Raw genomic sequence first — 18,549 nt, 5'->3', positions numbered from 1 at the left:
GTTTTAAAAATGATAAGTAAGAAAAATACAGTAAGACCTGAAAAGAGTTGTTGGTGCATTACATTTGAAGTTTCAAACATTTTATAAATTGAAAATACTTCTATACTTATACACACGATCAAAGTAATTTGTATTGTTATTTTTTTCATAGATTAAATATTTGATGCAAATCTCTGTACTTTAGTTCATGTATTTTTATTTATCTTTGCTATGTTTATTATAAAATATTTTTATGAATTATACTTTAAACCAGTTGCGAATTTTTTTAAAAGTGGTACAACTACAAAGTGTTACAAAGGCTTCAGAAGAATTGCATTTGACTCAGCCTGCTGTTTCTATTCAGTTAAAAAATTTTCAAGATCAGTTTGAAATTTCATTGACAGAAATCGTAGGAAGAAAAATTTATGTTACCGATTATGGTAGAGAAATTGCGGAAGCAGCCGAAGAAATTATCAATCAGGTAAATGCGATAAACTATAAAACACTTGCTTATAATGGACAGTTATTTGGGAAAATAAAGATTTCTATAGTTTCTACTGGGAAATATGTAATGCCTTATTTTTTAACTGATTTTTTAAGACTTCATAGTGGTATTGAATTAGAAATGGATGTGACGAATAAAAATAAAGTGGTAAAAAGTTTGCAAAATAATGAAGTCGATTTTGCTTTAGTTTCTATTTTACCAGATAAAATGCAAGTTGATAAAATTGACTTAATGCAAAATAAATTATTTTTTGTGGGAAATAATGAAGTGGAAAGTAGCAATAAGAAGAAAGATTTAGACACTATTTTTAATGAACGACCTTTAATATTCAGAGAAAACGGATCGGGAACCCGACAAGCGATGGAACGTTATATTGAAAAGCATTCCTTAAAAATTGATAAAAAGATGGAACTTACTTCTAACGAGGCGGTAAAACAAGCCATTTTAGCAGGATTGGGTTATTCCATAATGCCATTAATTGGAATTAGAAAAGAAATACAAAATAACGATTTACAAATTATTCCCGTAAAAGGCATGCCAATAAAAACCAATTGGAGCTTAATTTGGTTGAAAGGGAAAAAGCACAGTCCTCAAGCACTTGCCTATTTAGAGTATTTAAGAAAAGAAAAAGACGAAGTAATTAAAAAACAGTTTAGTTGGTATGAAACGGTTTAGTTTTCGTAAACGAAAGATTTAAGCAGCAGACCATTGGTCAATTTCTGAAACAAGTTCAGCATCAAAAGCTTGAGGGTAAGATTGTAGAAGTAGATTATGAGATTCCTCCTAAGGTCGGAATGACAAACTATACGCAATACAAAATCTTTAGATTTTCAAAAATCCGCGACAATCCCTCACCACAATACAAAGAAAATCCAATCCGCCAAATCCGCGTACCAATAACCACAATCCAACCTATGAGTCTATGTGTTTAACTATTTACAAGTTAAGCTCATTGCAGAATTATTCAGGGTGAAAGGAATTTGATGAGGGTACTAATAATTCAGGGAAGCTCCAATTCCAAAACCCATATCACTATCATAATGCGCTCTGGCGCTAAAATTTCTTTTAATGATATAACGTAATCCAGTCATGTATTCTTTATCGGTATTCCACATTAAGTCCATTCGAACTCTTTTAGAAACTGGAATGTCCATTCGTTCGAATTGAATTCTGAAATTACCATCTGTAAATACTTCGGCTTGCGCTTTTACTAGCATTGGCAAAGTGTATTCTATACCCGCACTAAAAACCGCCCGATTGTCTTTTGTATTGGATTGGTTGAACAGATTTTTTTCCATTTCGCCTGCTTCCATTTTTCTATATCGCCAATCGAAACCTACAAACGGCATGAGCCATTGCATTTTACCCATATACCTTCCAATATGTGTTTCTGTTTCATAACCGTGGTGATCGGTATAACCTAAACGCCATTCGGTACCAATGCTCCAACGGGTATTGCTTAACATTGCCATTCCATCATTTCCATTAGTGGCAAAATCGTTTTCAGCCATCAAATGAAAAGCCCTGTCATCTGCAAATAGTTTTCTTTTCGCCAACTTCGGATTTGGAAGTAATGGATTTGGCGCCTGATTTTCATACGTAAAAACCCGACCCATTCCAGCCATCATGTGATATAAAATATGGCAATGAAAAAACCAATCGCCTTCTGCATTCGCATTAAACTCAATCACATCTGTTTCCATTGGCATGATGTCGAGGATGTTTTTTAAGGGCGCATAATCGCCTTGACCGTTTAAAATTCTGAAATCGTGTCCGTGTAAGTGCATCGGATGGCGCATCATGGAACCATTATATAAAGTGATTCTCACATTTTCCCCTTTTTTAATGAGGATTTTATCCGTTTCAGAAACCACTTTATTGTCCAAACTCCAAACATACCGATTCATGTTTCCAGATAATTCAAATCGTAATTCTTTTATAGGTGCGTCTTTTGGAAGTGAGGTTTTAGTTGGCGACTTCAGCATCGCATAGTTTAATGTTGTAATGTCCGACAGTTCATTGCTGTTATACTCTTGTTCCGACATTTTCATCTCACTTTTCATTTCTGCTTCACCTGTAATTTCTGGATACATAACTACATTCATGTCCATTTGATTGTACGACATTTTCATGCCCATATCATCCAAATCGCCATTCATTTTCATCATGCTGTTCATCATTTTCATGCCTTCAAAATATTTCAATTTTGGAAGAGATGAAGCTAATTGTTTGATTCCGTTACCAATAAATAAAGATGCCGATTTAGTTCGATCTTCAGATGTAGCTAAAAATTCAAAAGCCGTATTTTCTTCTGGAATTTCTACCACAACATCATACGTTTCAGAAACCGCGATGAGTAATCTATCGACTTCAACAGGTTCCACATCGTTTCCGTCATTCGCCACAACTGCAATTTTTCCGCCGGCATACGTGAGCCAAAAATAAGTAGATGCGCCACCGTTAGAAATGCGCAATCGGACTTTATCACCACCTTTAAATTGTGAAAGTTGACTTTCGTTTTTACCATTGATGAGAAATTTATCGTAATAGACGTCGCTCACATCCATGGCGTTCATGCGTTTCCATTCGTTTGCAATTTTGGTTTTGAAATGTCCTTGTTGAATGGCTTCAGCATAACTTTGAGTCGTTCCTTTTTTGATAGCAAACCAATCGGTAGCATTGTGTAACATTCGATGGACATTTTCTGGTTTAACATCTGTCCATTCGCTTAAAATTATTGGAATGGTTGGTAAATCGTCAATCCCATTTCTGAAAGTTTCGTCTTCTGGTTTTTTGTTTAAAATCATAGAACCATACATTCCAATTTGTTCTTGTAATCCGGAATGACTATGGTACCAATGTGTGCCATGTTGGATAATGGGAAAGAAGTATTTATGTGTGGTTCCGGGTTCAATTGGCATTTGTGTTAAATTAGGAACGCCATCTTCTTTGTTGGGTAAAAATAAGCCGTGCCAATGTAAAGAGGTTGTTTCTTTCAATTCATTATGTACATATATTTCCGCCATATCGCCTTCCGTGAAAGTTAAAGTTGGCATTGGAATTTGCCCATTTACAGCAATAGCTCTTTTGGGTTTGTTTCCGATAGTTACAATTGTATCACGAACATATAAATCGTATCGAACGGTTTTTGAGATGGTTTTAGTAACCGTTTTAATTTCGATAGTTGGTTGGTCTTTTGGTGTTTCCTCAATTATTGGTGTTTCTTTTTTAGGTGGAGTAACTTCTTTTTTAGGAGTTGTAACGGTCTTTTTGACTACAATTGGTTTTTTAGCAATTGCTTTTTTAGTGGTTTTTACTTTTTCTTTCACCAATGCCATGCCACATTTTGGACATTTTCCAGGTTTCTTTTCGTGGATTTCTGGATGCATTACGCAAGTATAATACGTTTCTTGCGTTGCATTTTTTGATTGTGCCTGAGCGAAAATTCCAAAGAAAAGCAAGAAGACGAGTTGAATTATTTTTTTCATTTTATTTAAAGTTTTAAGCTTCGTAGTCGAAGTGCATTCGCAATTACAGAAACGGAACTTAATGACATGGCTAAAGCGGCAATCATAGGTGATAATAGGATTCCAAAAAACGGATATAAAATCCCTGCGGCAATAGGCACGCCTAACACATTATAGAAAAAAGCAAAGAATAAATTTTGCTTGATATTTTTCATCACAGCATGACTTAAGTTTTTAGCTTTCACGATGCCTTGTAAATCGCCTTTGACTAAAGTGATTTTGGCACTTTCAATCGCTACATCCGTTCCCGTTCCCATAGCAATTCCGATGTTGGCTTGTGCTAATGCTGGAGCATCATTAATTCCATCTCCAGCCATGGCTACAATTTTGCCTTCCGCTTGTATTTTTTTAATTTCGTTTAGTTTATCTTCTGGTAAACAACCGGCTTTATAAGAAGTTAGATTTAGTTCTTCGGCAACAGCTTTTGCTGTATTTACGTTATCTCCAGTCATCATAATTACTTCCACACCTTGACGTAAAAGTTCTTTTATAGCAGCTGCACTTGATTCTTTAATAGCATCGAAAATAGATACAAAACCAACAGCAATGCCATCTACGGCAATATAAGAAACGGTTTTTCCCAGTTTTTGTTCGGCAATAATTTTACTTTCGATATCGTCAGAAATGGTAGCTTTTACTTGTTCCATTAGTTTTTTGTTTCCTAGGGCTACTTTTTTATTCGTCACTGTTCCAATAACTCCTTTCCCAGAAATGGCTTCAAAGTCTTTTACTTCAGTTAATGAAATGGATTTAGCTTTCGCGAAATTGACTACGGCTTGCGCTAATGGATGCTCGCTGTATTGGTTTAAGGAAGCTATGTTTTGTAATAATTCAGTCTCCTTATTATTTGTCGCATATATTTTTTCGACGGATGGTTTTCCTTCAGTTATTGTGCCGGTTTTATCTGTGATAAGTACATTGACTTTATTCATGTTTTCTAGGGCTTCTGCATTTTTAATTAAAACACCAGATTGTGCCCCTTTGCCCACACCAACCATCACAGACATGGGAGTAGCTAAACCTAAAGCACAAGGACAAGCAATGATTAATACCGCAATAGCATTTATAAATCCGTAAACCAAACTAGGTTCTGGACCAAATTTTAACCAAATAAAAAAGGTAATTATAGAAACTAAAACTACAGTTGGGACAAAATATTTAGAAATGCTATCCGCTAATTTTTGAATGGGAGCTTTGGAACGAGAAGCATCGTTTACCATTTGCACAATTTGAGAAAGTAAGGTTTCGGAGCCTACTTTTTCGGCCATCATTACAAATGTTTTGTTTCCATTTATAGTTCCGGCAATGACTTTATCGTCTTTCTTTTTATCAACAGGAATCGGTTCTCCTGTAATCATGGCCTCGTCGATACTACTTTCGCCATCGGTTATTTTTCCATCAACAGGAATTTTATCTCCTGGTTTTACTCGTAATATATCGCCTTTCTTAATATCGTGAATAGAGATTACTTTTTCGTTTCCATCAATTACCAAAATAGCCTCCGTTGGCGCCAATTTTAATAATTCTTTTATGGCTCCGCTAGTTCGACTGTGTGCTCTGGCTTCGAGCAATTGTCCCAACATAACTAAGTTAATAATTACGGTTGCTGCTTCGAAATACAAGTGAATGGTTCCGTGTTCGGACTTAAATTCTTCGGGAAAGATATTTGGAAATAACATGCCTAAAATACTAAACAAAAAAGCAACTCCTGTTCCGATTCCAATTAGTGTGAACATATTTAGATTCCAAGTGATTATGGATTTCCAAGCTCGCACAAAAAACATCCAACCCGCATAGAAAATGACGGGAATAGAAAGGAAGAATTGAACCCAATTCCATTTGTTACTATCCATTATTAGGAGTAGCGGATTGTTATGCACCATTTCCATCATGGCAATTATAAAAATAGGAAGCGTACAGAGTGTAGCAATCTTCATTTTTTTAAGCAAATCCAAATAGGTTTTATTTTCTTCACTATCGCTGGGTGCCATTGGTACTAAATCCATTCCACAAATTGGACAAGATCCTGGACCATCTTGAATTACCTCAGGATGCATGGGACAAGTATATAAAGTTTTGCTTATCTGGGTTTCTTCTTTAACTAAAGGCATGCCACAAACCGGACAATCGCCTGCTTGATCATACGTTTTTTCGCCTTCGCAATGCATGGGGCAATAGTATTTTCCTTTGGCATTACTTGGTGTGTGTATTTCCTTTTTATGACTATAAGAAGGAGTGGAGCAGCAAGATTTTGCTATTGGTTCAGCTGTAACTTCAGGTTTTTGATTTTTGCCATTGGTCATTTCAATGGTATATTTTCCAGCAGCAGCTAACACTTCTTGCAACTGTGTTGTTGGAATGTGTTGATCCATTGTTATGGTTGCAATTGGTGGATTCAATGTTACTGTAGCTTCAATTCCATCAATAGTATTTAGTGTTTTTTCAACTTTAGTACGACATCCATCGCAAGTCATTCCTGTAATAGTATAAGTATGTATCATCTTTAAAATTTTATACTACAAATTTCCAAAACAGTTATTTTGTTTAGTTACACAATTTTGGGTTTGATTTACAATATTTATAAATCTTCAATTTGCTTGCGTTTATTGTTTTTGAGTTGTTTGAAATAGGTAGGGGAAAAGCCGGTGACTTTTTTAAATTGATTACTTAAATGTCCTACACTGCTATACTTTAATTGAAAAGCAATTTCGCTTAAACTCAATTCGTCATACATCAGTAATTCTTTTACTTTTTCTACTTTTTGATGAATAAAGTATTTTTCAATGGTACTGTTTTCTACTTCCGAAAATAAATTACTAATGGTATTGTAATCTTGTGATAAATGACTGACTATATAGTCTGACAAATTGGTGTTAATTTCGTTGTTTTTGTGATGAACTAAATCGATAATTAGAAGTTTTATTTTTTCTATTGTTCTACTTTTTTTATCATCAATTAATTCAAATCCAAATAGTTTTAACTGTTGGGCAATTTCTTTTTTTTGTAAATCTGAGATTTCTGTACTGGTTTCAACTTCACCTAATTCGACAGAAAATAAGTGAAGTCCGAGCTTTTCTAACTCGAACTTCACCACCATTTTACACCGACTACAAACCATGTTTTTGATGTATAGTTTCATACTGTTTTAGTGGTTTTTTGCTTTTTTATTTTTCAACAGGTTCCGTTAATTTCATTCCACATTTATGGCAAGTGTCATTTAATTTTCCATGAACTTCTGGGTGCATTGAGCAAGCAAACGTTTTTGTATCATGGTTCATTTTCATAGAATCCATTTCCATAGAATCCATTTCCATTGTCATGCCGTCATTTTCCATTTTATGGGTTGAGTTTTCGTCGTTTTTCTTATTACACGAAACCAATACAGATGCCATTATAAAGGCTAAAAAGATTGTTTTTTTCATTTTTTTAAAAGTTTAAATTCAGAAAATTTCTGGTTAGTAAGTTACAAAATAGTAGCGAGTAAATACTTGTATAATTTTGGTGATGATTTGTAATATTCCTGCTTAGAAGAAATAAAAAAAACTACAAATAGAAGCGTTCTTTTGAAAATAGAATTGAAATATACTACCAAATTTAGTAAAAAACCCTGTGAAACGAATCACAGGGTTTTTATTATTTTCAATTTTAAACAGCAGACCATTGGCCAATTTCCTTCATTTTGAAGAAAATTAATCTCGTGCAGGATTGTCCTGATTTCGAATCGTCCCAATACGATTCGTGCATGTAGATTTGCTTTAGTGCAAAAAAATCGAAAACGTTGCGGTTATTTTCGTAGTTAATATTGATAGGAATTTCTTGATTGTTTAAGATTCCAAAATTGGCTTCACCAGCTTTATTATCGTATCGGAAGTTGCTCGCAAAAGCATCTAATAAAGAATAGACATTGATCCATTGAATTTTTTTGGTCATGCTATCCTTTCTGTTTTTGTAAAAATTGGGGTAGTAATTATTTATAAATTCATACGGGGCACCTATAGTTACTAACAAGTTTACTCGGTTTTGAATGTTTTTGGTAGGTTCTGAATCAATTGGAAACAGTGTATCCAAAGCAATAATGCTACCGAAACTATAGGTGTGAAAATGAATTTTTTTATTTGTTTCGTGTTGTACAATATAGTCTACTAAATTGTCTAAGTTCACCCGAATGTTTTGTTTTTGCTCTTTATTTTGAATGTAGCCTTCTAAGGTAATACATTCAGCAGCAATTTTGGTGAGAATAATATTCGACTCAGGCATGAATAAAATAAAAGTGATAGTAAGTAGAATGCCATATTTTATGGCTAAATCTAATCCGTTTTTAGGGGAAATAGTATTAAGATTTTCAACTGCAATGGTGCTGTCAAATGTCATTATTAATAAAGGTAATAAGGATAAAACAGCCAATGACATTATAAGAAACATAAAAAATAAATATATGGTTTTTCCACCTTTTTGATAGGTTGATTTTTTAAATAGATTTACCAGAATTCTTGGGAATCTTCTAAGAACTAGAAGGAATAAGCTAATGTTTTTAATTAATAAACTTTTATTTTGGTAGTTTTGGTTGAGGAGTTCACTATATTCAAAATCATATAGTTTATAAACCAGTTTGTCTGTATCTGATTTTTCAGTTTCTTTAGCGTGTTCAAAAATTTTTATGACCAAGCTACTTTGTTCGTTATTGTAATAGATTTTTTCAATTTTGGTGTAGTAGTCCATTTCAAAAGTAGCATTCTCGAGTTCTTTTACATATCGAGCAGCATATTTTTCTACGGTTTCATTTTCCGAAGTGTGTTCTAATCCAGATATATATATACCAACAACCATAATCTATAGAATAACTATAAAGTTACTCTATAGTTGGAAATAAATTTTACGGTTTTTGGAACTAATACTTACGGTTGAGAAATTTATATCAATTTTAATTTTTTACAAGTGCTAATTAGCTCTTCATCAGTTATTTTTTGATTCCCTAATTGCCTTTTAATACTAGCTTTACGTTTTTCGATTGTACTTAATGCTAGATCAATATAATCTGGCATACTTTTGGTTTGAATCCCTTTTTCTAACAACAAAATAATTTGTGTATCATATTCATCCCAATTTACAGTATTCTGCATTAATTCATGTAAAGATTGAGTAATAGTAGGACTAAAATAATTTTCATTATTTTTTATTTTAAAAAAGATATCAGGAAAAGTAGAAAAATCAATATCGTTTTTGGAAATGAAACCTTCCGGATTTACTGATTTTAGGACTCTATTTAATATTAAATGTTCACTATGCATCGTTAACATAATAATTTTACACAACGGAAACTTTGTTCGAATATGAATCGCTAAATCTATACCTGTTAATATTCTTTCTTCTTCATAAGGCGGTAAATTAATGTCTACCAATGCCATATCTAAAGTTTTACCTTTTATAAATAGAGATTCTATGTTCTTAAAAGCCACTTCACAACTTGTTGCTTTAACAAAAGTATAATTGCTATTTTCTTTAGCTCTTGATATCAAATTGATGTAGGCATCAGATGTAAATGGGTGATCGTCTACCACTAAAACTGTTAAATTTTCGAATTTATTCATAACCGTAAGTATTTGTCCCAAAAACCGTAAAATCGTTTTACTAAATGGTATTAAATTGCATCAAATTTATATAACATAGTGCTAATTTCCTATATAATAATTGATGCCACTCAAAAATTAACACAAGAAAGTGACAGATTTCTTGAGTTTAATGAGTTATTATGTGTTGGAAATAGCGCTACTTACGATGAAGCCATAGATTTAATTTTAGAAAAAAAACCACAACTTATTTTCTTTCATTTTTCAGATGAAATTCCATTACACTTATTAATGAACATTCAGCAATATTTAGATAAGTTGCCTTATGTGATTGCTTTAAATGCTATGGAAGAAAATGCATATAAAGCTTTGAAACATGGAGTTATGGATTATATATTAACTCCGCTTTTAGAATCGGAATTAAGAAAGTCTGTTTTGAAATTCATTAAATTTTATAAAGACACTTCAGTTGAAAAATTATGCATTAAATCTAATGGCGATTATAATTTTATTCCTTTAGATGAAATTATCTATTTAAAAGCAGATAACAACACTACCGATTTTTACTTGCAATCTGGGAAAGTGATTTCGGGTTTTAAAACCATGAAATATTTTGAAGGGCAATTGCCTTTCTATTTTTTTAGAGTGCACAACAGTTATATTGTTAATATCAAATTTGTTACAAGAATTAATTTAGGCAAGTTTAATTGTTTTCTTTTTGATAGTCTATATAAAATTCCTTTTTCTAGAACGTATCGAGAGAATATTGATGCTATAATTAATAGAATAGGTAAAATTTAAATAATAAATGTGACTTACTTCTAAAAATAGGTGAGTTACTAATGATTGCATAACAACGACTTAATAGCCAGTATTTTATACGTTCTTCCGTTTTCTGTTTCCTAATTTTGATTAACTAATAAAAACAAATAATCATTGTCAAACTTAAATTATCAAATTATGAAAACGTATACTTTTATTGCAGTAATAGCTTTTGCTTTAGTTTTAACTTCTTGTTCTGCAGATGGTGAAGATACCAATTATGCAAAACCAGAAAATGTAAAACAATTTGATTCATTTGATATGTATGCCAAAGAAGGTGATACAATTAATGAGGGTGAACCTGTAAAACCTAAAACAAGGGATTAATTTAATTAAATACTCCAATATATTTTTATACTTTTGGAAAGTAAATGTTTAAATATTGAAAAAAATATTCTTATTAATTATTTTTATCATCTCTTTCTTTTCATGTAAAAAAGAAAGAGATGATTTTGTTATTGATAAAAATATATTTGCTTCTAAAGATTACACCAAATTATCAAAAAAACAAAAAAATATTTATTTAGATTCGATAGAAAAAATATTAAATAAAATAAATATTGATTCTGTGAAAATGAATAAATTATTTACTTTATCATCAGAATATTATTTTTTAAAAAATAATCAAAAATCTTTAAAATTAACAAAAGATGCTTATGAAATTGCCTTACAAAATAAAGACTCTTTTAGTATGGGAAGGGCTTTATACTACATGGGTGATTGTTACGAAAACTTCCAAAAAGATAGCGCGTATTACTTTTATAAAGAATCTGAAAAAATATTTAAACTTATTAAAAACGAAGATCGTTTAGCTAAGGTACACTATAATAAAGCTTATTTGTTATTTTATGAGGGTAATTATACAGAAAGTGAAAGTGAAGTTATAAAGGCTTTAAGGTATTTAAAAAGTAGTGATAATTTAGAACTTTTATACATGTGTAATTCGTTGCAAGGTTCTAATCATACAGAATTAGAAGAGTATGACAAAGCCTTAGATTATTTTAATCGAGCATCAATTGTCTTAAAAAAAATGCAACGATCAGGATTGAATTTAGAAAGTACTTTTGATTATAATTTGATTAACACAATTGATATTTGTAATATCTATGATAAAAAAGGGGATTACTCGAAATCTGTTGTCACTTTAAAAAGCACTCTTTCAGATGATTTAAAGGCTAAGAATTCTAATCGTTATAGCTCAATACTGGGAAATATTGCTTATTCATTAATGAAAAGTGGTAATTATAAAGAAGCAAAAAAGTACTTTCAAATAGCTCTCCAAATATCAAATAAAAATGAAAATTCACAAAGTTATTTATATAAAATTATAAACTTCGGTGAATATCATTTGCTAACAAATGACACTATAAAAGCTAATGGTTTATTTAATGAAGCTTTACAATTATCTAAACAATTAAAAAGTGGTAATGAAGAATTAAAAACGTTAAACTTTTTAGCAGCAGCTAACCCTACAAAAGCTACTTTTTATAATAATGAATACGTTCGTATTAGTGATAGCATTGTAAAAAAGCAAAGAGCGAGTAGAGATAAATTTTCCCGTATTGAATTTGAAACCAGTCAAGTAGAAGACGAAAACAAGTTACTTACCTACAAAAATATTATTCTAGTTTTAAGTATAGCTGTTTGTATTATCGTATTTCTTTTAATCATTTACATCAGACACCGAATCTCCTTGAAAAAAGAATTGTATCTTTTAGAACAGAAAAATATTGCAGATAAAGAACTGTTTAAATTGACAAATGATTTTCAAATTGAGTTAGTCAATACGAAACAAAATGAACAAAATCGTATTTCCAAAGAATTGCATGATGGAATTATGAATCAGATTTATGGTGTTCGACTAAACCTAGGTTTTTTAAATCAATTTGATGATGCAGAATCGAAAGATAAAAGATTAATTTTAGTAAAAGAATTGCAAAAAATTGAAGCAGAAATAAGAACCTTGTCTCATGATTTAAGCTCGAAAAATAATTTTAACAATTCTGATTTCACCTTTTTATTACATAATTTAATTAAGTCATATAATGATATTTCTAATACCGAATTTACTATAGATATAGATGAATCTATCGATTGGGATAACTATTCTTCACTATTAAAAGTTAATGTTTATAGAATTCTTCAGGAATTATTTTTGAATGTAAATAAATACGCAAATGCCAAAAAATGTGTTTTAAAAATGAAAACTCAAGATTCGGTTCTTTATGTTTCTGTTTCAGATGATGGAGTTGGATTTGAAGTGGCTAAATCGACAGACGGAATTGGTTTGAAAAATATAAAAGAACGTTTAGAACTTATTAATGGCAATCTCACTATTTTGAGTAATCGAAACGAAGGTGCAAAATTTGATATTTTAATTCCAATAGCATAGTTTTTAATTTTAACAATTGTTTGACTTAAAAATGTTTTAACAGAAAAATAATTATGAATATGTTTTTATTACTTTATAAAAATTATATATTTGATTATTATAACTAATTAATACAATTTATGAAAAAACAATTTATTGCTATCGTATTTATGATAGGTGCTTTTGTTAATGCACAATCTGTAAAAGAGGCTACTGGAAGTTTAGCTACATTAAAAGATCAAACATCTGTTAATGTAGAATTTGATTATTCAAATTTAAAATTATTAAAAGAAAATCTTACTGAAGCGGAATACATAAAAAACCGTTCTGAAGATTTAAATAAAAAAACACCAGGTGTTGGAGATTCTTGGATTAAAAAATGGAATGGAAGTAAAGAGATGATCTGGAACCCTAAATTTTTAGAATTAGTAAACGTTGTTTTATTTAAAGAAAAGAAAAATATTGTTTTTAAAGAAGATAACAAATCTGCAAAATACACAATTGAAGTAAAAGCAAATTGGATTTTTCCAGGTTGGGATGTTGCGATAATGAAACAACCAGCAAAAGTGACTACTACAATTAGATTAGTAGAAACGGCTAATAGATCAAATGTATTATATTCGGCTAAATTTGTTGAAGCTCCAGGAGATCAATGGGGAAATAACTTTAGTAATGAAAGTAGAATTGGTGAAGGATTTGCAAAAACAGGTAAAACGTTAGCAAAGCTTATCTTAAAGCAAATTAAATAAATAAAAAAAGGGCAATTTTAAATTGCCCTTTTTTTTATTGTTGTTTTTCCATGTTTAACATGTGTGCCATGTTTTTAATTACATTGTCATGTTTTTTAACAAATGGGTTTTCTTCATCCCACACATAACCAGCAAGTACAGCACATATTTTTCGTTTTACATCTGCGTTTTCTGGTTGATGAAAGAAAAGGGTTTGTAAATTTCCGGTATACCATTCTTTTACATAAGTGGTGAAAACACCAATACCTCTTTTCATGTATTCGGTAAAATCTTTTTCCCAATCTACTACAGTTCCATTTAATTCTTTATGAATTAATTTTGCAGCCAACATTCCAGATTCTGTAGCAAAAGCTACTCCTGACGAAAATACAGGATCCAAAAATTCTGAACTATTTCCTGTTAAGGCAAAACCATCTCCGTACATTTTTTTCACTGAACGAGAATAATTTTCCAATTTCACTGGTTCAAACAAAAATTCTACATCTCCAAATCGTTTTATATAATAATCAGATAATTGAATCGCATTTCTTAAAGCTTCTGCATTATTTCCTTCTGATAAAGAATTTACAAATGAAGTTGGACCTACTACACCTAAACTCGTATTTCCATTAGAAAAAGGGATTACCCATAACCAAACTTCAGTTTCTAAAATATCAAATGATATTAAAGTTCCTTCTTCACCTTCTGGTCTGTTTTTATCTTGAACGTGTGTGAAAATAGAAGAGTGTGGGTCTAATTTTGAGGGTGTGTCTAAATCTAATAATCTAGGTAAAACTCTACCATAACCACTTGAATCAATAATAAATTTAGCATGAATTTCTTTTAAATTCCCGTCTTTATCTTTAACAGTAGTAACAGAATTTTTACCATTAAATTCCACAGCAATTACTTCCGATTCAAATTCTAAATCAATTCCTTTGTTAATAACTTCTTTTGCTAAGGTATTATCAAAATCTGCTCTTGGAACTTGCCAAGTCCAATCCCAACCTTTAGAAAATTTATTACTAAAATCAAAAACACAAATTTCATTTCCTCGAATAAAACGAGCGCCTAATTTTTTTTCAAAATTCATTTTGTCTAATGCCGGAAATAAACCCGCTTCTTCAAAATGATCCATTACTCTAGGAATTAAACTTTCACCAACAACTAGTCTTGGGAATTTTGTTTTTTCAACTACTTTTACTTTCACATTATTGTTATGTAAATAAGAGGCTGAAACACATCCTGACGGACCCGCACCAATTACTAAAACATCTATAAATTCTTGAGTCATATTTTTCTTTTTTGTTTGTAAGAATATGTTACCTTTGTGGCTTCAAATTTAATCACATATTTTTATTAATCTATAAATAATTTGTGATTTTTTAATTAAAATTAAATCGTTAATAATGAGCATGTTAAACGAATATTTAACTATAGAAGATTTTACTTCAATAATTTTTAATAATAATAAAGTAGACGTTAGTAGCGCTGTAATTGATAGAGTTGAAGAAAGTTTCGCTTTTTTAAAGGAGTTTTCTGAAAATAAAGTTATTTATGGTGTTAATACAGGTTTTGGTCCAATGGCCCAATACAGAATTAAAGACGAAGACAGACTACAACTTCAATATAATTTAATAAGAAGTCACTCTTCTGGTACAGGTAAACCGTTAGATGCAGTGAATGTAAAAGCGGTTATTTTAGCAAGATTAAACACACTTTCTTTAGGGAATTCTGGAGTACATCCTTCAGTTATTCATTTGATGAAAGAGTTTTTGAATAGAGACATTACGCCATTAATTTTTGAACATGGTGGTGTAGGAGCAAGCGGAGATTTAGTGCAGTTAGCACATTTGGCACTTGCACTAATTGGTGAAGGAGAAGTGTTTTATAAAGGTAAAAGACTACCAACAAAAGAAGTTTTTGAAATAGAAAACTTAAAACCAATTAACGTTGAAATTCGTGAAGGTTTAGCTTTAATGAACGGTACTTCAGTAATGACAGGTATCGGAATCGTTAATATACACAATTCAAGAAAAATATTAGACTGGTCTGTGAAATGTTCTTGCGCAATTAACGAAATTGTAAAAGCTTATGACGACCATCTTTCTTTGGAATTAAACAATGCAAAAAAACATTTCGGACAGCAAGAAATTGCTAGAATAATGAGAGAAAATTTGTCTGATAGTACTTTAGTCAGAAAAAGAGAAGACCATTTATATTCAGGTGATAATAATGAAGATATCTTTAAAGAAAAAGTACAAGAATACTATTCTTTACGTTGTGTACCGCAAATTTTAGGTCCAGTTTTAGATACGATTAATTATACGTCACAAGTACTTGAAAACGAAATAAATTCGGCAAACGACAATCCAATTGTAGATGTGAAAAACAAACATGTTTATCATGGTGGTAATTTCCATGGAGATTACATTTCACTAGAAATGGATAAATTGAAAATTGTTATTGCTAAACTAACAATGTTGTCAGAACGTCAATTGAATTATTTATTAAATTCGAAATTAAACGAAATTTTACCTCCGTTTGTAAACTTAGGAGTTTTAGGATTTAATTTTGGAATGCAAGGTGTTCAATTCACAGCTACATCAACAACTGCGGAAAGTCAAATGCTTTCTAATCCAATGTATGTGCACAGTATTCCTAATAATAATGATAACCAAGATATTGTTAGTATGGGAACTAATGCTGCTGTAATTACAGGAAAAGTTATTGAAAATGCTTTCGAAGTTTTAGCTATTGAATTAATTACAATCGTTCAAGCCATTGACGCATTAAACTATAAAAACGAGATATCTTCTGTAACCAAAAAAATGTACGATGATATTAGAGCTATCGTTCCTGAATTTAAGGAAGATCAAATCATGTATCCAATTGTTCAAAAAGTAAAAGAATATTTAATGCAATAATCTATTTTTATTTTTAATATAAAAGTTTAAATTGCTTTAAATTTCAAATCAGTCAAGTCAAAATTTAATATGCGTTTTTATATCCAAAGATGGTAAAACATTAGGAAATAAATGGTTTGAAAACGCAGAATTATTTCAATAAAATATAAAATATGAAGTGTGCATTAGTTACAGGAGGTTCAAGAGGAATTGGAAGTGCGATTTGTAAAAAATTAGCAGAATCTAAGGAATATCATATATTAATAAATTACCAATCCAATGTTGAAGCTGCAGAAAAAACATTAGAAGAAGTAAAACAATTTGGAGCAACAGGAGAAATTATTAAATTTAATGTTTCTGATGCAAATGAAGTAAAAGAAGCATTAACAAATTGGCAAGATGCTAATCCAAATGCTATCGTAGAAGTTATCGTAAATAACGCCGGAATCACAAAAGACGGTTTGTTTATGTGGATGTCTTACGAAGATTGGAACAATGTAATCAATACAAGTTTAAACGGTTTTTTCAATGTTACGAATTTTTTCATACAAAAAATGTTGCGTAATAAATACGGTAGAATCGTAAATATGGTATCGGTTTCTGGTGTGAAAGGAACTCCAGGACAAACGAATTATTCAGCAGCTAAAGGCGCAGTAGTTGCAGCAACTAAAGCATTAGCTCAAGAAGTTGCTAAAAGAAATATTACTGTAAATGCAGTAGCACCAGGTTTTATTAGAACAGATATGACAGGTGAATTAGACGAAAAAGAATTAGTTAAAATGATTCCTGTAAATCGTTTTGGAGAAGCAGAAGAAGTAGCCGAATTGGTTGGTTTTTTAACCTCTAAAAAAGCGAGTTATATTACAGGGGAAGTGATCAATATTAATGGTGGTATTTATTCTTAATAAGTAAATTATGGACAGAAGAGTTGTTATAACTGGAATGGGAATTTATTCTTGTATTGGAACATCCATAGAAGAAGTAAAGCAATCCTTATTCGAAGGCAAATCTGGAATCATTTTTGACGATGAAAGAAAAGAATTTGGTTTTCAATCCGCGCTAACAGGAACCGTCCCAAAACCAGATTTAAAAAATCACTTGAGTAGAAGACAAAGAATTAGTATCGGAGAAGAAACGGAATACGCCTATCTAGCTACTATTGAGGCATTAAAAAATGCCAAAATTGATGATGCTTTTTTTGATGAAAATGAAGTCGGAATTCTTTACGGAAATGATAGTGTTTCAAAAGCAATAATTGACGCAATTGATATCGTAAAAGAAAAAAAAGATACAGCTTTAATTGGTTCAGGTGCTATTTTTAAGTCAATGAACTCAACTGTCACCATGAATTTATCTACAATTTTTAGATTACGTGGTGTGAATATGACAATTAGTGCAGCTTGTGCAAGTGGTTCTCATTCTATCGGTTTGGCTTATCTTTTAATAAAAAGTGGCCTTCAAGATATTGTAATCAGCGGAGGTGCTCAAGAAATTAATAAATATGCCATGTCTAGTTTTGATGGATTAGGCGTTTTTTCACCTAGTGAAGACAATCCTCCAAAAGCATCCAGACCATTTGATGCCAACAGAAATGGTTTAGTGCCAAGTGGTGGTGGTGCAACATTAATTATTGAAAGTTACGAATCGGCTGTGAAAAGAGGAGCGCCCATTTTAGCTGAAATTATAGGTTACGGGTTTTCTTCAAATGGTGGACATATTTCAACACCAAATGTGGAAGGACCAGCAACAGCTATGAAAAGAGCATTGGATCAAGCTAATGTTGAACCATCTGAAATAGGCTATATAAATGCTCATGCAACATCAACTCCTTTAGGTGATGCTAACGAAGCAAAAGCTATTTTAGAAGTTTTTGGAGAAAATGGACCACATGTGAGTTCCACAAAATCTATGACAGGACACGAATGTTGGATGGCAGGAGCAAGTGAAATTATTTACTCTACAATTATGATGTTAAACGACTTTGTAGCGCCAAATATTAACTTTGAAAACCCTGATGAAGATTCAAAAAAATTAAATATTGCAACCAAAACAATAAATAAGAAATTTGATGTATATTTGTCAAATTCTTTTGGATTTGGTGGAACAAATTCAGCAATTGTAGTAAAAAAATATAAAGTTTAAAA

Annotated in this window: 15 protein-coding genes; 8 read left to right on the top strand and 7 right to left on the bottom strand. The window is 31.2% G+C overall.

Annotated features, from left to right (window positions below):
- The first annotated feature begins 232 nt into the window (after nt 1-232).
- Complete coding sequence (locus UEQ13_RS11410) at nt 233-1,159, top strand: LysR family transcriptional regulator (protein ID WP_329806474.1); 927 nt, start codon at nt 233-235, stop codon at nt 1,157-1,159.
- 317 nt (nt 1,160-1,476) lie between these two features.
- Here the strand turns inward: UEQ13_RS11410 and UEQ13_RS11405 are convergent, their stop codons facing one another.
- The 6 genes from UEQ13_RS11405 to UEQ13_RS11380 all read right to left on the bottom strand — a co-directional run bounded on the left by UEQ13_RS11405 (nt 1,477) and on the right by UEQ13_RS11380 (nt 9,599).
- Complete coding sequence (locus UEQ13_RS11405) at nt 1,477-3,972, bottom strand: multicopper oxidase domain-containing protein (protein ID WP_329806473.1); 2,496 nt, start codon at nt 3,970-3,972, stop codon at nt 1,477-1,479.
- A 5-nt stretch (nt 3,973-3,977) separates the two neighbouring features.
- Nucleotides 3,978-6,512 carry a heavy metal translocating P-type ATPase gene (locus UEQ13_RS11400; RefSeq protein WP_329806472.1) on the bottom strand — a complete coding sequence of 845 codons (2,535 nt, stop codon included), beginning with the start codon at nt 6,510-6,512 and terminating at the stop codon, nt 3,978-3,980.
- A gap of 77 nt (nt 6,513-6,589) precedes the next feature.
- Complete coding sequence (locus UEQ13_RS11395; protein WP_329806471.1) at nt 6,590-7,150, bottom strand: helix-turn-helix domain-containing protein; 561 nt, start codon at nt 7,148-7,150, stop codon at nt 6,590-6,592.
- A gap of 25 nt (nt 7,151-7,175) precedes the next feature.
- On the bottom strand, nt 7,176-7,433 hold the full coding sequence (locus tag UEQ13_RS11390; RefSeq protein ID WP_329806470.1) for a heavy metal-binding domain-containing protein: 258 nt from the start codon (nt 7,431-7,433) through the stop codon (nt 7,176-7,178).
- 223 nt (nt 7,434-7,656) lie between these two features.
- Nucleotides 7,657-8,838: a hypothetical protein gene (locus UEQ13_RS11385; RefSeq protein WP_329806469.1), complete on the bottom strand. Its 1,182-nt coding sequence runs from the start codon at nt 8,836-8,838 to the stop codon at nt 7,657-7,659.
- Between the two features lie 83 nt (nt 8,839-8,921).
- Nucleotides 8,922-9,599 carry a response regulator gene (locus tag UEQ13_RS11380; protein ID WP_329806468.1) on the bottom strand — a complete coding sequence of 226 codons (678 nt, stop codon included), beginning with the start codon at nt 9,597-9,599 and terminating at the stop codon, nt 8,922-8,924.
- Nucleotides 9,600-9,677: 78 nt separating this feature from the next.
- Here UEQ13_RS11380 and UEQ13_RS11375 point away from each other — a divergent pair, with 78 nt between their 5' ends.
- From UEQ13_RS11375 to UEQ13_RS11360, 4 genes are all read left to right on the top strand, one after another.
- On the top strand, nt 9,678-10,379 hold the full coding sequence (locus tag UEQ13_RS11375; protein ID WP_329806467.1) for a LytR/AlgR family response regulator transcription factor: 702 nt from the start codon (nt 9,678-9,680) through the stop codon (nt 10,377-10,379).
- A gap of 159 nt (nt 10,380-10,538) precedes the next feature.
- On the top strand, nt 10,539-10,727 hold the full coding sequence (locus tag UEQ13_RS11370; protein ID WP_329806466.1) for a hypothetical protein: 189 nt from the start codon (nt 10,539-10,541) through the stop codon (nt 10,725-10,727).
- A gap of 55 nt (nt 10,728-10,782) precedes the next feature.
- A complete protein-coding gene (locus tag UEQ13_RS11365; RefSeq protein WP_329806465.1) occupies nt 10,783-12,792 on the top strand; it encodes a tetratricopeptide repeat-containing sensor histidine kinase in 2,010 nt (669 codons plus the stop codon).
- A gap of 119 nt (nt 12,793-12,911) precedes the next feature.
- Entirely contained in the window at nt 12,912-13,520 is a 609-nt protein-coding gene (locus UEQ13_RS11360) for a hypothetical protein (protein ID WP_329806464.1), read from the top strand.
- A gap of 34 nt (nt 13,521-13,554) precedes the next feature.
- Here UEQ13_RS11360 and UEQ13_RS11355 read toward each other — a convergent pair whose 3' ends face one another.
- Entirely contained in the window at nt 13,555-14,793 is a 1,239-nt protein-coding gene (locus tag UEQ13_RS11355) for an NAD(P)/FAD-dependent oxidoreductase (RefSeq protein ID WP_329806463.1), read from the bottom strand.
- Between the two features lie 115 nt (nt 14,794-14,908).
- Here UEQ13_RS11355 and UEQ13_RS11350 point away from each other — a divergent pair, with 115 nt between their 5' ends.
- The 3 genes from UEQ13_RS11350 (at nt 14,909) to UEQ13_RS11340 (ending at nt 18,547) form a co-directional block, all read left to right on the top strand.
- Entirely contained in the window at nt 14,909-16,426 is a 1,518-nt protein-coding gene (locus UEQ13_RS11350; RefSeq protein WP_329806462.1) for an HAL/PAL/TAL family ammonia-lyase, read from the top strand.
- Nucleotides 16,427-16,578: 152 nt separating this feature from the next.
- Nucleotides 16,579-17,310, top strand: a complete 732-nt coding sequence (gene fabG / locus UEQ13_RS11345; protein ID WP_329806461.1) for a 3-oxoacyl-ACP reductase FabG — start codon at nt 16,579-16,581, stop codon at nt 17,308-17,310.
- A gap of 10 nt (nt 17,311-17,320) precedes the next feature.
- Complete coding sequence (locus tag UEQ13_RS11340; protein WP_329806460.1) at nt 17,321-18,547, top strand: beta-ketoacyl-[acyl-carrier-protein] synthase family protein; 1,227 nt, start codon at nt 17,321-17,323, stop codon at nt 18,545-18,547.
- Nucleotides 18,548-18,549 lie beyond the last annotated feature (2 nt).

It is taken from the genome of Flavobacterium facile (assembly GCF_036321945.1).
Lineage (GTDB): Bacteria > Bacteroidota > Bacteroidia > Flavobacteriales > Flavobacteriaceae > Flavobacterium > Flavobacterium facile.
This window is presented reverse-complemented; position numbering and strand designations above follow the sequence as displayed.